Genomic DNA, 13,896 nt, shown 5'->3' on the forward strand with positions numbered 1-13,896 from the left:
GAGGGCAAGATTTTGCGGAAAAAGAGGGGTTAACGGTGAAAATTGTTTGTTTCGGGGACAGCGTGACCCGGGGAATCTCCTTTTTTAGGGGCCGATTGCGCATCCAGCGACAGAATTACCCGTATTTTCTTCAGGAACGGTTAGATGGGGAAGGAAGAGATATTCAGGTGGTCAATAAAGGGGTGTGGAATGACACCTCGACCCATCTTTTACAGCGTCTCAAGGCCGATGTCCTGGACCTGGATCCGGATCTTGTACTCATCGAAATCGGGGGCAACGATTGTAATTTTCGCTGGGACGAGGTAGCAGCCAGTCCCCACGATGTTCATGAACCGATCGTTCCACTGAGGGAGTATTTAGAAAATGTGACGAGGCTGGTCAAGGAAATCGATGGGAGAGGAACCTTGCCGGTCCTTCTCACCCTGTTGCCCCTCGACCCCGTTCGGTATTACCGACATTTGGTTCGATTCTACGGCGATAAACTGGGGCATTGGATCGGCCTCTGCGGCGGGATTGAGCATTGGCATGGCATGTACAATCGTTTCCTGCGGCGATTGATCAGCGACTTAAATATATCTTGGATTGATCTGCGCAATCGATTCAAGCGAAAGGGTGACTTGCAGGAGTTACTCAGTGACGACGGCGTTCATCCTTTACCAACGGGTTATCGGGCGATGGCGGAGTGTATCCTGGAGGGCCTGATCGAGCTCGGCCTGGCGAAACCGGCCAGGGGTTGATTGGCGCCGAATGGGCGCGGCCCCCGGGCCGGTAAGGGGATCCAGTGCCTGCACCGTCAGACTTCGGACAACCGATTTTGAACTTTGGGCTTGTCGTAGGCCACGTCCCGATACCGGGCCGGAAGGTCGCCGCAGAAGGGCCAGTTGCGCCGTTTAAGAAGTTCCAGGGGCGTTTCCCAGGCAATCCGCTTTTGCGCCTCGTCGGAGATCGGCATCTCTTGGAATCGTTTCCATGAAGCCCCTACCGATTCGATGGCCATGGCGTAATCGCTGCCGTACAGAACCCGGTCTGCATATCGCTCCATCAAGGGATACAGGGTCTCACCGAGCCCGTCCTCGTCGGCGGAGGCCACGGCCCCGGTCCCGTCCAAGTACAGATTCGGGAACCTCTCCAGCCAATCAAAGGCCTTAGGGATCTCGGGATATAACATGTGGGCCGCGACGGTGATCAACTTCGGGTGCCGCTGGAGGATCTGTTCCAAATCCGGGGTGATGCCGGAGCGGCCATAAAAGGCATCGTAACCGGTGTGGACGAAAAAGATGGCTCCCGTGTCCTCCAGGTACTGATAGACCGGCTCGAGCAAGGGGTGGGACAACTCCAGCCTCTGGGCGTACGGGTGCAGCTTGAGACCGACAAAATGGCGGTTCTCCAAGGCCTCCCGAACGATCGGTAGGGGATCGCCATCGTGAACGTGGACAGACACAAAGGGCAATGCTTCCGGGGTTCGCAGGGCGAACTCCGTCTGCCAGTCCAGAATCTCGACACTTGTCTTGGGAAAGATGGGAAAAAAGAAGTTAAAAAAATACGTAATTCCGGTATCCCGGATGTGCCGCAGCAGGTCCTCCTCGGTGGTCGTCTCCGGATCCAAACCCATGTTAAAACCGGCTTTGACCGCCCAGCGGATGCCGCTTTTCATCCGCTTTTCCGCCATGATGTGCATGTGAGCGTCCAGTCGGTACGAACTCATGTCCTGTCTCCCTCCTTTTGCGGTCCCGGTTTCTGGTCTTCCTCGATCCAGCGCCGCACCAGGTCGAGATCAACGTTTCCGCCGCTGAGCACGCAGACGATGGGGCCGCCGCCCGCCGAGGTGCCGGCCTGGGTCGCGGCGGCCACAGATACACAACCCGAAGGTTCCACGAGCAATTTTTCTTCCCCGAGCAGCTCGAGCAGTGTCCGGTGAATCTCCGCATCACCCACCAGCACCAACTCGTCTACATATTTTTGGACAATCGGGAAAGTAAAAGTTCCCGGGTGGCTGGACCGCAGGCCGTCGGCGACGGTGGTGCTCACTCCAATATCCACGATGTGGCCCGCACGGCGGGAAAGATACGTATCATTGGCGAGCTCCGGCTCCACTCCGTAGATCCGGGTGCGGGGCGACCGATTTTTGATCGCTGTGGCAATGCCGGAGATCAGCCCGCCACCGCCCACGGGCACGAATACCGCCTGTACCTCGGGCAGCTGTTCGAGGATTTCCAGACCAATCGTCCCCTGGCCGGCGACGACGTGGGGGTCGTCATAAGGGGGAATAAAAATAAACCCGCGTTCTCTTGCCAAATTCTGTGCCAGGTCGATCCGTTCGTTTGATGTTTTCCCGTGTCGGATCACTTCGGCCCCGTGGCGAAGAATGGCCTGTTCTTTGACCGGCGCTACATTTTCCGGCACGATGACGGTACAGCCCAGTCCCAGGGACTTGGCAGCAAAGGCGACGGCCTGGCCGTGGTTTCCTGAAGAACCGGTGATCACTCCGAGGGGAGATGACCCGGATTCAAGTAGGGATTTGATCTTGTTGGTTGCCCCGCGAAGTTTGAACGAACCTGTGCGCTGCAGGTTTTCGCATTTCAGATAGACGGGCGCACCGGCCTTCTCCGAGATGCGGGGGGCGTACAGTAGGGGAGTGGTGGTTACCTGCTCCCCAATGCGCCGGCGCGCTTGTTCGATGTCTGAGAGCGTCACCGCGTCTTCGTGGTTCATCCTTCGAATCCTTCCTCTCTCCAGGGGGCCGGCCAGGCCTGGCCCGGTGTTAGCGAACTTTCAGGATGATTTTACCCCGGGAGTGACCGGATTCGCTCAGTTCGTGGGCCTTGGCAACCTCCTCCAATGGCAACACAGCGCCGATGGCGGGTTTGATGTGTCCCTGTTCGATCCACTTCCCGATCTCCTCCAGCTTTTTTCCGTCCGGTTGCAGGAAAAAGTAAGCCCGGCGGATGCCTTTTTGTTCGGCCAGGGCCAAGTCCGGCGGCATGACGATAGACACCAACATGCCCCCTTTTTTTAGGACGTTCATGCTGAGAAGTTGCACCTCGCCGCCGAGGGTGTCGAACACCACATCCAGATCCCGAAGGGTCGCGGTAAAATCCTCCTGGGTGTAGTCAATGACCCGGTCTGCGCCCAATTGTTTTGCAAAATCGACGTTCCGTGTGCTGACCGTCGTAATGACCTGGGCACCGAGGAGTTTTGCAATCTGAATCGCAAAGCTGCCGACTCCGCCCGCCCCGGCGTGGATGAGCACGGTGTCGCCAGGTTTCACGCCGGCATGATCGATCAGTGCTTCCCGGGCGGTCAAGGCCGCTAAGGGTACAGATGCTGCTTCTTCGAAAGACAGATTGGCCGGCTTTTTAGCCACCAGTGATTGGTCCACCGCCACGTACTCCGCGTACGTGCCATCCCGCTCGATGTCCGGCCGGGTGAAGACCTCGTCCCCCACCCGGAAACGGGTGACTTTCGGTCCCGTCTCCACCACGGTTCCGGCGGCGTCCCACCCGAGGATCAGGGGGAGGCGATGGTTCAGCCGACTTTGTAAATACCCCCGGCGGATTTTCCAGTCCACGGGGTTCACCGAAGCGGCATGGACCTCGATGAGCACATCCGTTTCCCTGAGTTCTGGTTTGGGGACATCGGCGATTTTGAGCTGCTCCGGGCCCCCGTAGTTCTCGATCAGCACCGCTTTCATTCCTACCGCCTCCTTTGTGCGGACGTTGTTCTTCGTCTATCCCCAGTATAGCGAAAAAAATGACGACGGGGGAAATCGGTTGCACGGGCTGAAACCCGCCAGGAACGTTTTCAATCCCGTTTCCATGGCACATCCTCCATGAGATAAAATAAAAACAGGTACTATTCTATCGAAATTCGCCCAGAGGACTCCCGCCTCTTTAGGTGCGTGGTGAATGGGCGGCCGGGCGAAAGCCCGGCATTTTTTTTGTGCGCCCGGCATGGGCGTTGACTGGGTGGTGAAAGTCCACTGCAGGCGAGGCAGCACGAGTCTGCTAGCCAAAGGCAAGGGTGTCCATCGTGAGGTGGGATCCGAAGGAAGCTGGAGGCAAACCCACGGCCCGATGAACAAGAACCTCATACGAGGCTACGCCGTTCGGATGAGCTGGCAAGACACAGCGAAATCCAAAGGCTGCCAAAGGGCGGCGGAGTATATGAGGCGGGCGCGGGGGGAAGGTCAACGCTCTTACCCGGGGAGGCCTGCCGGATACGCCAGGGGACTGGCAACCCGGATCGAGAGGTTCGGTTGAACCGGCAGGAGTCAGCAGAGGGCATAGTACCCAGGAGGTCATGAACTCCGGGGGAAGGCCCGAACATCAAGACAGAGGTGAAACCGGTGCGTTCGCGAGAAGGACGAAGACAGCCGAAAACCCTGAACAGGGACTACCCACGGGAGGAAGTGGTGAAGCCACGGGGGACCGTGGGAGAGCCGAGCCCTTCTCCGGCACAAAGCGGAGCTTCACCTCGCGGAGAACAAGGTGACGGCCTGATGGAGAAGGTGGTGGCCAGGCAGAACATGCTGGCCGCCCTGAAGCGGGTGGAGCAGAACAAGGGGGCTCCCGGCGTGGACGGCATTCCCACGGGAAACCTCCGGGAACAGATCCGAGCCGAGTGGTCGCGCATCCGGGAAGAGCTGCTCACGGGGATCTACCGACCGCAGCCCGTGCGCCGGGTCGAAATCCCGAAACCCGGGGGAGGCAAGCGGATGCTGGGGATCCCCACCGTGATGGACCGCCTGATCCAGCAGGCACTTCTGCAGGTGCTGACGCCCATCTTTGACCCGCAATTTTCGGAGGCCAGCTACGGGTTCCGACCCGGAAGAAGGGCACACGAGGCGGTCAAGAAGGCGAGGCAGTATGTGGAAGAAGGATACGAATGGGCCGTGGACATGGACCTGGAAAAGTTCTTTGACCGAGTGAATCATGACATCCTTATGGCCCGGGTAGCCCGGAAGGTCACGGACAAACGAGTGCTCAAGGTCATTCGTCGGTACCTCCAGGCAGGGATCATGGTGAATGGGGTGGTGATGGAAAGAGAGGAAGGGACACCACAGGGCGGGCCGCTGAGTCCCCTGTTGGCGAATATCCTTCTGGACGACCTGGACAAAGAACTGGAAAAGAGAGGTCACAAGTTCGTCCGGTATGCGGATGATGCTAACATCTACGTTCGAAGCAAACGGGCGGGGGAGAGAGTCCTGGCCAGTGTCCGGACATTCCTGCAGGAGCGGCTAAGACTCAAACTCAACGAGCAGAAGAGCACGGTGGACCGACCGTGGAAACTGAAGTTTCTGGGATTCAGCATGTACAAACGCAAAGCCGGGGAAATCCGCATTCGCTTGGCCAGACAGTCGATCGAGCGGGTCAAGGCCAAGATCCGAACCCTCACGGCGAGGAACACACCGATCGCCATGGAGGAACGCATCCGGCGGCTGAACACGTATCTGGGCGGATGGATGGGATACTTTGCCCTGGCGGAGACGCCGAGCACCTTCGAAGAAATCGAAGGATGGATCCGGCGGAGGCTGCGGATGTGCCTCTGGAAACAGTGGAAACGGGTACGGACGCGATACCGTGAACTGCGCGCGCTAGGGCTGCCGGAGTGGGTCGTTCATCAATTTGCCAATGCCCGCAAAGGACCGTGGCGGATGGCCCATGGGCCGATGAATCGAGCCTTGGGGAACGCCTATTGGCAGGCCCAAGGACTCATGAGCTTAACCGAACGTTACCGAAGGCTTCGTCAATCTTGGTGAACCGCTGGATGCGGACCCGCATGTCCGGTGGTGTGAGAGGACGGGGGCTAGCCGCCCCCTCCTACTCGATGTGTGCGCCCGGCATGGGCGTTGACTGGGTGGTGAAAGTCCACTGCAGGCGAGGCAGCACGAGTCTGCTAGCCAAAGGCAAGGGTGTCCGCTGCGAGGCGGAATCCGAAGGAAGCCGGAGGCAAACCCACGGCCCGATGAACAAGAACCTCATACGAGGCTGCACCGTTGGGATGAGCTGGCGCAACACAGCGAAATCCAAGGCTGCCAAGGGGCGGGGGAGTATATGAGGCGGGCGCGGGGGGAAGGTCAGCGTTCTTACCCGGGGAGGCCTGCCGGATACACCAGGAAAACTGGCAACCCGAACCGAGAGGTTCGGCTGAACCGGCAGGAGTCAGCAGAGGGCATAGTACCCAGGAGGTCATGAATTCAGGGGGAAGGCCCGAACATCAAGTCAGAGGTGAGACCGATGCGTTCGCGAGAAGGACGAAGACAGCCGAAAACCCTGAACAGGAACTGCCCACGGGAGGAAGTGGTGAAGCCACGGGGGATCGTGGGAGAGCCGAGCCCTTCTCCGGCACAAAGCGGAACCTCACCTCGCGGGGATCAAGGTGACAGCCTGATGGAGAAGGTGGTGGCCAGGGATAACATGCTGGCCGCCCTGAAGCGGGTGGAGCAGAACAAGGGTGCCCCCGGCGTGGACGGCATTCCCACGGAAAACCTCCGGGAACAGATCCGAGCCGAGTGGCCGCGCATCCGGGAAGAACTGCTCGCGGGGACCTACCGACCGCAGCCCGTGCGCCGGGTCGAAATCCCGAAACCCGGGGGAGGCAAGCGGATGCTGGGGATCCCCACCGTGATGGACCGCCTGATCCAACAGGCCCTCCTGCAAGTGCTGACGCCGATCTTTGACCCGGAATTTTCGGAGGCCAGCTACGGGTTCCGCCCCGGAAGAAGGGCCCACGACGCGGTCAAGAAGGCGAGGCAGTATGTGGAAGAAGGATACGAATGGGGCGTGGACATGGACCTGGAAAAGTTCTTTGACCGGGTGAATCATGACATCCTTATGGCCCGGGTAGCCCGGAAGGTCACGGACAAACGAGTGCTCAAGGTTATTCGCCGGTACCTCCAGGCAGGGATCATGGTGAACGGGGTGGTCATGGAAAGGGAGGAAGGGACGCCACAGGGCGGGCCGCCCCGTCCACTGTTGGCGAATATCCTTCTGGATGACCTGGATAAAGAACTGGAAAAGAGGGGCCACAAGTTCGTCCGGTATGCAGATGATGCCAACATCTACGTTCGAAGCAGACGGGCGGGGGAGAGAGTCCTGGCCAGTATCCGGAAATTCCTGCAGGAGAGGTTAAAACTCAAGCTCAACGAGCAGAAGAGCACGGTGGACCGACCGTGGAAACTCAAGTTTCTGGGGTTCAGCATGTATAAACCCAAAGCCGGGGAAATCCGAATCCGCCTAGCGAGGCAGTCGATCGACCGGGTCAAGACCAAGATCCGAGCCCTCACGGCGAGGAACACACCGATCGCCATGGAGGAACGAATCCGACGGCTGAACACGTATCTGGGTGGATGGATCGGGTATTTTGCCCTGGCGGAAACGCCGAGCATCTTCGAAGAAATCGATGGATGGATACGGCGGAGGCTGCGGATGTGTCTCTGGAAACAGTGGAAACGGGTGCGGACGCGATACCGTGAACTGCGTGCACTGGGGTTGCCGGAGTGGGTGGTGCACCCATTTGCCAATGCCCGCAAAGGGCCGTGGCGAATGGCCCATGGGCCGATGAACAGAGCCCTGGGCAACGCCTACTGGCAGGCTCAAGGTCTGATGAGTTTAACCGAACGTTACCGAAGGCTTCGTCAAGCTTGGTGAACCGCCGGATGCGGATCCGCATGTCCGGTGGTGTGAGAGGACGGGGGCTAGCCGCCCCCTCCTACTCGATGTGTGCCCGGCATGGGCGTTGACTTGGTGGTGAAAGTCCACTGCAGGCGAGGCAGCACGAGTCTGCTAGCCAAAGGCAAGGGTGTCCGCTGCGAGGCGGAATCCGAAGGAAGCCGGAGGCAAACCCACGGTCCGATGAACAAGAACCTCATACGAGGCTGCGCCGTTCGGATGAGCTGGCGCAACACAGCGAAATCCAAGGCTGCCAAGGAGCGGTGGAGTATATGAGGCGGGCGCGGGGGGAAGGTCAGCGTTCTTACCCGGGGAGGCCTGCCGGACACGCCAGAGAAACTGGCAACCCGAACCGAGAGGTTCGGCTGAACCGGCAGGAGTCAGCAGAGGGCATAGTACTCCGGGGATCATGAACCTGAGAGGAAGGCCCGAACATCAAGTCAGAGGTGAGACCGGTGCGTTCGCGAGAAGGACGAAGACAGCCGAAAACCCTGAACAGGAACTGCCCACGGGAGGAAGTGGTGAAGCCACGGGGGATCGTGGGAGAGCCGAGCCCTTCTCCGGCACAAAGCGGAACCTCACCTCGCGGGGATCAAGGTGACAGCCTGATGGAGAAGGTGGTGGCCAGGGATAACATGCTGGCCGCCCTGAAGCGGGTGGAGCAGAACAAGGGTGCCCCCGGCGTGGACGGCATTCCCACGGAAAACCTCCGGGAACAGATCCGAGCCGAGTGGCCGCGCATCCGGGAAGAACTGCTCGCGGGGACCTACCGACCGCAGCCCGTGCGCCGGGTCGAAATCCCGAAACCCGGGGGAGGCAAGCGGATGCTGGGGATCCCCACCGTGATGGACCGCCTGATCCAACAGGCCCTCCTGCAAGTGCTGACGCCGATCTTTGATCCGCAATTTTCGGAGGCCAGCTATGGGTTCCGTCCCGGGAGAAAGGCCCACGACGCGGTCAAGAAGGCGAGGCAGTATGTGGAAGAAGGATACGAATGGGCCGTGGACATGGACCTGGAAAAGTTCTTTGACCGGGTGAATCATGACATCCTGATGGCCCGGGTCGCTCGGAAGATCACGGACAAACGAGTGCTCAAGGTTATTCGCCGGTACCTCCAGGCAGGGATCATGGTGAACGGGGTGGTCATGGAAAGGGAGGAAGGGACGCCACAGGGCGGGCCGCCCCGTCCACTGTTGGCGAATATCCTTCTGGATGACCTGGATAAAGAACTGGAAAAGAGGGGCCACAGGTTCGTCCGGTATGCGGATGATGCCAACATCTACGTTCGAAGCAGACGGGCGGGGGAGAGAGTCCTGGCCAGTATCCGGAAATTCCTGCAGGAGCGGTTAAAACTCAAGCTTAACGAGCAGAAGAGCACGGTGGACCGACCGTGGAAACTCAAGTTTCTGGGGTTCAGCATGTACAAACGCAAAGCCGGGGAAATCCGGATTCGCCTGGCCAGGCAGTCGATCGACCGGGTCAAGACCAAGATCCGAGCCCTCACGGCGAGGAACACACCGATCGCCATGGAGGAACGAATCCGACGGCTGAACACGTATCTGGGCGGCTGGATCGGATACTTTGCTCTGGCCGAAACGCCGAGCACATTCGAAGAAATCGAAGGATGGATCCGGCGGAGGCTGCGGATGTGTCTCTGGAAACAGTGGAAACGGGTGCGGACGCGATACCGTGAACTGCGCGCACTGGGGTTGCCGGAGTGGGTGGTACACCCATTCGCCAATGCCCGCAAAGGGCCGTGGCGAATGGCCCATGGGCCGATGAATCGAGCCCTGGACAACACCTACTGGCAGGCTCAAGGTCTGATGAGTTTAACCGAACGTTACCGAAGGCTCAGTCAAGCTTGGTGAACCGCCGGATGCGGACCCGCATGTCCGGTGGTGTGAGAGGACGGGGGCTAGCCGCCCCCTCCTACTCGATTGCAGTTTACCAAAAGTTGCTGTAACATATAATCAGTTACTAATTAGCGAAGGTCTTGGTGTTGCTATGAAATTGGACAGCAATTATCATTCAGTGTTTAAGCTCACTTATCACCTCGTCTTGGTGGTCAAGTACCGCCGAAAAGTTATCAACGATCAAGTGGCCGCACGCATTAGGGAAATCGGAGAATATATAGCACCAAGGTACAACATTACGTTCTTGGAATTTAACCATGACCGCGATCACGTGCACATACTCTTCAGTGCCCACCCCAACAGCACTCTGTCGAAATATATCAACGCTTTTAAAAGCGCCTCGTCACGGTTGGTGAAAAAGGAGTTCCCGGAAATCAGGAAACACCTCTGGAAAGAATATTTCTGGTCCCGCAGTTTTTGCCTTTTGACTACCGGGGGAGCTCCGATGGAAGTGATCAAAAAATACATCGAGTCCCAGGGTGAGAAAAATGATCATCGTACACCGGTTTCACATCGAGCCAACTAAAGAGCAAGAGCAAAAGCTGTTTCAGACCCTGGAGCTTTGCCGCCAGCTATACAACGCAGCCCTGGAGCAAAGAGAAATTTGTTATCGGCAAAGAGGCAAGTCACCTTCTTGCACCGCACAAAAAAATGAACTACCGGCATTTAAGAAAGAATTTCCGGAATACAAACAGGTCAATGCTCAAGTCCTGCAGGATTGCCTGCAGAGGTTAGACCATGCGTTCCAGCGGTTTTTTGCTGGCCTGGCCGGGTATCCGCACTACAAAGATCAGAACCATTACCGTTCTTTCACCTACCCGCAGGCGGACAAGCAGGACCATTTCAAAAAAATCGGCCATATTTATTTGCCTAAGATTGGGTACGTCAAAATGAAAGCTCACTTTGAATTTAACCCGGCCAAGGTCAGCCGAATCAATGTCAAGTACCACGGCGGCAAATGGTACGTCAATCTGACCTCGGAAATCCAAGAGTCCGAAGGAGTAGACATTGTTAACAAGGTGGGTATTGATGTTGGCCTTTTAACCTTCGCCGCACTCTCAGACGGCACGAAAATCGACAACCCGAAATACTTTCGTAAATCCGAAAAGAAATTGGCCAGGTTGCAAAGACGGCTTTCCCGCAAGAAAAAAGGTTCAAACAACCGAGGGAAGGCTAAAGCGAAAGTAACCAGGCTGCATGATAAGATTGCCAATCAGCGGAAAGACTTCTTGCACAAGATTTCCCACGGCATAGTCCAAAAATATGACTGGATCGCCGTCGAGGATTTGTCGGTTAAGAACATGATGAAGAATCACCATTTCAGCAAGAGCATCGCCGACGCTGGCTGGAGCAAGTTCATCAGCTACATCGAATATAAAGCCAAAAAGTTCGGCAAGGTTCTAGTGAAAGTTCCTCCAGCCGGCACGTCCCAAACCTGTGTATGCGGGCATCCAGTTCCCAAAGACCTAAGCGTCCGGATACACCAATGCCCGCATTGCGGGCTGACCGCCGACCGGGACGTGGTCTCGGCGATGGTCATCCTGCAAAGGGCGAATTAGGCAAGATCTGAGTAGGGCTGGAAGCACCCGAACTTACGCCTGCGGAGATTGTGTAAGACCCATGTGGCTACGGTCGATGAACCAGGAAGCTCCCGCTTCTAAGCGAAAGCGAAGGCGGGAGAGGCTTCACTAAACTCCAAAGGGATGTCAGCGACAACCCGTATCCCGGCCCGGGGTTTTGGGCTGTGATCTTGTGGAGGTGATCGCCGTGGCCGGCGAAATGAAAGCGATTGTGTTGACGTCTTCAGGAAATCTCATCGAAACTGAAGTGCCAAAACCGGCGCCCGGGGACCGCGATCTTTTGGTGGAGGTTCGCGCCGTGTCGGTGAATCCCGTGGATACCAAACAGCGGGCAGAAGAAGGGAAACTCCGGATCCTGGGTTGGGATGTGGCGGGTATCGTCCGGGAGGTGGGTCCGGCCTGTACGCTCTTTCGCCCGGGTGACGAAGTCTATTACGCCGGGGACATCACCCGACCTGGCGGTTTCAGTGAGTATCACGTCGTCGATGAGCGGCTGGTGGGGCCTAAACCCCGAACCTCAGATTTTGCCCAGGCGGCGGCGCTGCCCCTGACCACCCTGACCGCGTGGGAGGGGCTGTTTGAAAAATTAGGTGTGCAAGCGAACGGTGGAGCGGACAAGAGGATTTTGATCGTCGGGGCGGCGGGTGGAGTGGGTTCCATGGCTGTACAGCTGGCGCGGTGGGCGGGACTTGAGGTGATCGGCACCGCATCCCGACCGGAGTCGACCAAATGGGTGAGGGAGTACGGCGCCCACCATGTGATCGACCATTATGAACCGTTTCGGCCGCAGCTTGAGGCGCTGGGGATATCCGGGGTCGACGCGGTCTTTTGTCTTAACGTGGTGGAGCCCAATTGGGATGCCATGTTAGATGTTTTGGTGCCGGGTGGGAAGTTGTGCACCATCCTCCCGCCCACCTCCCCGGTCAATCTGCGGCCGCTGTTTGACAAGAGTCTTACCTGGGCCATGGAAGGCATGTTCACGCGTGCCCGGTTTCGAACTCCGGATATGCAGGAACAACATCGCATCCTCGCGGAGGTATCGGGCTTGGTGGACTCGGGAGAGATCCGGACGACGATGAATCGCTATTTGTCCCCGATCAGCGCCGCCAACCTGGAAAGAGCCTTCGCCGAAATTCGCTCAGGCCGCAGCATTGGAAAAATCGTACTGGAGTCCTTTGCATGAAGGGGGCGGACCGAAGCCGGTCCGGCCCTGCGCGTCATCGCTCCAGAACCACTTTTCCCCAAGTCCGTCGGGAGGCCAGGCGGGCGAGGGCTGCGGGCAGCTGCTCAAAGGGGAATCGGTGGTGGACAAGGGGCCGGATGGAACCCTGCTGGTAGAGGGCGATTAGATCCCGGTGCGCCTCCCGGACCGCCTGGGGGAAGAGGCGCTGAAAGAGTCCCCAGTGCACCCCCCAGATGGCGTAGTTTTTCACCAGGGCGTGGTTGGTGGGAGCCTGGGCGATGCGCCCGCCGGCGAATCCCACCACCAGGATCCGCCCTTCAAAGGCAATGCAGCGGCGGGACTGGTCGAACACATCCCCGCCCACCGGGTCGAAAATAACGTTTGCCCCCTTGCCTTGGGTGGCCATTTTGACGGCCTCGACAAAATCATGTTCTCTGTAGTCGATCGCCAAGTCGGCGCCGAGTTCTCGGCAAATGTTCACTTTCTCCCGGCCGCCCGCTGTGGCGATCACTCCGGCGCCTGCCGCCTTGCCGAGCTGGATCGCCGCCGACCCGACTCCGCCGGCTCCGGCGTGTACCAGGAGCACCTCGCCCCGCTGAAGCCGGGCCAGCCGATGCAAGGCGTAATGAGCGGTGTGAAAGCTGATGAAAAAGGCGGCGGCTTCCGCCGGCGGCATCGATTCCGGCACGGGGTATACGCGGTCAGCCGGTACTTTGATCTGTTCGGCGTAGCCGCCCTCTGGCAAAGCGGGGAGGGCAATCACCCGGTTCCCGACGGGCAGGTCCACCCCCTCTCCCGAGGCTCGGATGCGACCGGTCACCTCGGCTCCGGGGGTAAAGGGAAGCGGGGGCTTTTCTTGGTAGGTACCGGCACACAGGAGGAGGTCAAGAAAATTAACTCCCGCGGCCTCGACGTCGATCAACACTTCTCCCGCTTGCGGGACCGGCGCCGGCCTCTCTTCCAGGCGGAGTACTTCTTCCGGATTTCCAAGCTGATGCACCACCCAGGCTCGCACAGGCGAACACCTTCCTTCCGTGACATTGCCTAGCAAATCATCCACTTTGACGTGTCCCTTCAGGAGATTTCGGGAGATGATGAGGCGCTGGATCTCATCCGTGCCGTCGTAGATGCGCCACAACCGGGCCTCCCGGTACCATCGTTCGATGGGCAACTCCTTCGTGTACCCCATTCCCCCATGAATCTGCAACACCCGATCCACCACGCGGTTGCCCATGTTGGAACCGTAGAGCTTCCCCATGGAGGCGTACCGGGACATCCCTGGCTTCCCTTCCCGTTCGTTTCGCAAGACCTGCTGTTCAAGGGGGATCAGTTCCCGTTCGACAAACCGGCGTACCGTCTGTTGGACCATTCGTCAATTGGAAATCCATCGCATTGCCCCCTTCCGAACTCCAACCTGGTTGCTTCGTTATAACGACCGGCCGGTTGTTTCATGGTAAACTTGGATTCGTTCCAACAGTTGGTATCCCCTACCCTATTTGTATTGTACAAAAAATGCGCCAATCGGTATAGTGGATCTAGGCGGAGTGTCG

The 13,896-nt window shown here is 58.3% G+C and carries 11 protein-coding genes; 7 read left to right on the top strand and 4 right to left on the bottom strand.

The features are described from left to right. Positions 1 to 35: 35 nt before the first annotated feature. Positions 36 to 737 (top strand): SGNH/GDSL hydrolase family protein, encoded by a 702-nt coding sequence (locus CVV65_RS06150; RefSeq protein ID WP_100667396.1) that lies wholly within the window; start codon positions 36 to 38, stop codon positions 735 to 737. 56 nt (positions 738 to 793) lie between these two features. Here CVV65_RS06150 and CVV65_RS06155 read toward each other — a convergent pair whose 3' ends face one another. The 3 genes from CVV65_RS06155 to CVV65_RS06165 are packed head-to-tail and all read right to left on the bottom strand — an operon-like array spanning position 794 to position 3,691. Then, entirely contained in the window at positions 794 to 1,705 is a 912-nt protein-coding gene (locus CVV65_RS06155) for an amidohydrolase family protein (protein WP_100667397.1), read from the bottom strand. After that, on the bottom strand, positions 1,702 to 2,712 hold the full coding sequence (locus CVV65_RS06160; RefSeq protein WP_100667398.1) for a threonine ammonia-lyase: 1,011 nt from the start codon (positions 2,710 to 2,712) through the stop codon (positions 1,702 to 1,704). Before CVV65_RS06160 ends, CVV65_RS06155 begins: the two co-directional genes overlap by 4 nt. A gap of 49 nt (positions 2,713 to 2,761) precedes the next feature. Continuing rightward, on the bottom strand, positions 2,762 to 3,691 hold the full coding sequence (locus CVV65_RS06165) for an NADP-dependent oxidoreductase (protein ID WP_100667399.1): 930 nt from the start codon (positions 3,689 to 3,691) through the stop codon (positions 2,762 to 2,764). 654 nt (positions 3,692 to 4,345) lie between these two features. On the opposite strand from CVV65_RS06165, the gene ltrA (CVV65_RS06175) reads away from it, so the two are divergent. The 6 genes from ltrA (CVV65_RS06175) (at position 4,346) to CVV65_RS06205 (ending at position 12,346) form a co-directional block, all read left to right on the top strand. After that, the gene (gene ltrA, locus CVV65_RS06175; RefSeq protein WP_198592148.1) at positions 4,346 to 5,758 is read left to right on the top strand and encodes a group II intron reverse transcriptase/maturase; all 1,413 of its coding nucleotides are present in this window, start codon (positions 4,346 to 4,348) and stop codon (positions 5,756 to 5,758) included. A gap of 478 nt (positions 5,759 to 6,236) precedes the next feature. After that, the gene (gene ltrA, locus CVV65_RS06180) at positions 6,237 to 7,649 is read left to right on the top strand and encodes a group II intron reverse transcriptase/maturase (RefSeq protein WP_100667402.1); all 1,413 of its coding nucleotides are present in this window, start codon (positions 6,237 to 6,239) and stop codon (positions 7,647 to 7,649) included. A gap of 476 nt (positions 7,650 to 8,125) precedes the next feature. After that, complete coding sequence (gene ltrA / locus CVV65_RS06190; protein WP_198592149.1) at positions 8,126 to 9,538, top strand: group II intron reverse transcriptase/maturase; 1,413 nt, start codon at positions 8,126 to 8,128, stop codon at positions 9,536 to 9,538. 136 nt (positions 9,539 to 9,674) lie between these two features. Beyond that, positions 9,675 to 10,109 (top strand): IS200/IS605 family transposase, encoded by a 435-nt coding sequence (tnpA, locus tag CVV65_RS06195; protein ID WP_100667405.1) that lies wholly within the window; start codon positions 9,675 to 9,677, stop codon positions 10,107 to 10,109. Then, complete coding sequence (locus tag CVV65_RS06200; RefSeq protein ID WP_100667406.1) at positions 10,072 to 11,142, top strand: RNA-guided endonuclease InsQ/TnpB family protein; 1,071 nt, start codon at positions 10,072 to 10,074, stop codon at positions 11,140 to 11,142. The genes tnpA and CVV65_RS06200 overlap by 38 nt, the downstream gene beginning before the upstream one ends. A gap of 208 nt (positions 11,143 to 11,350) precedes the next feature. Continuing rightward, positions 11,351 to 12,346 carry a zinc-binding alcohol dehydrogenase family protein gene (locus CVV65_RS06205; RefSeq protein WP_100669228.1) on the top strand — a complete coding sequence of 332 codons (996 nt, stop codon included), beginning with the start codon at positions 11,351 to 11,353 and terminating at the stop codon, positions 12,344 to 12,346. Positions 12,347 to 12,380: 34 nt separating this feature from the next. Here CVV65_RS06205 and CVV65_RS06210 read toward each other — a convergent pair whose 3' ends face one another. Continuing rightward, a complete protein-coding gene (locus tag CVV65_RS06210; RefSeq protein ID WP_100667407.1) occupies positions 12,381 to 13,715 on the bottom strand; it encodes an NADPH:quinone oxidoreductase family protein in 1,335 nt (444 codons plus the stop codon). Positions 13,716 to 13,896: the final 181 nt, after the last annotated feature.

It is taken from the genome of Kyrpidia spormannii, assembly GCF_002804065.1.
GTDB classification, from domain to species: Bacteria; Bacillota; Bacilli; order Kyrpidiales; family Kyrpidiaceae; genus Kyrpidia; species Kyrpidia spormannii.

What these genes read in the sequence shown, in the direction of transcription:
- CVV65_RS06155 (WP_100667397.1), bottom strand. Translation starts at nt 1,705, where the DNA reads ATGAGTTCGTACCGACTGGACGCTCACATGCACATCATGGCGGAAAAG.
- CVV65_RS06160 (WP_100667398.1), bottom strand. Translation starts at nt 2,712, where the DNA reads ATGAACCACGAAGACGCGGTGACGCTCTCAGACATCGAACAAGCGCGC.
- CVV65_RS06165 (WP_100667399.1), bottom strand. Translation starts at nt 3,691, where the DNA reads ATGAAAGCGGTGCTGATCGAGAACTACGGGGGCCCGGAGCAGCTCAAA.
- ltrA (WP_100667402.1), top strand. Translation starts at nt 6,237, where the DNA reads ATGCGTTCGCGAGAAGGACGAAGACAGCCGAAAACCCTGAACAGGAAC.
- tnpA (WP_100667405.1), top strand. Translation starts at nt 9,675, where the DNA reads ATGAAATTGGACAGCAATTATCATTCAGTGTTTAAGCTCACTTATCAC.
- CVV65_RS06200 (WP_100667406.1), top strand. Translation starts at nt 10,072, where the DNA reads ATGATCATCGTACACCGGTTTCACATCGAGCCAACTAAAGAGCAAGAG.
- CVV65_RS06210 (WP_100667407.1), bottom strand. Translation starts at nt 13,715, where the DNA reads ATGGTCCAACAGACGGTACGCCGGTTTGTCGAACGGGAACTGATCCCC.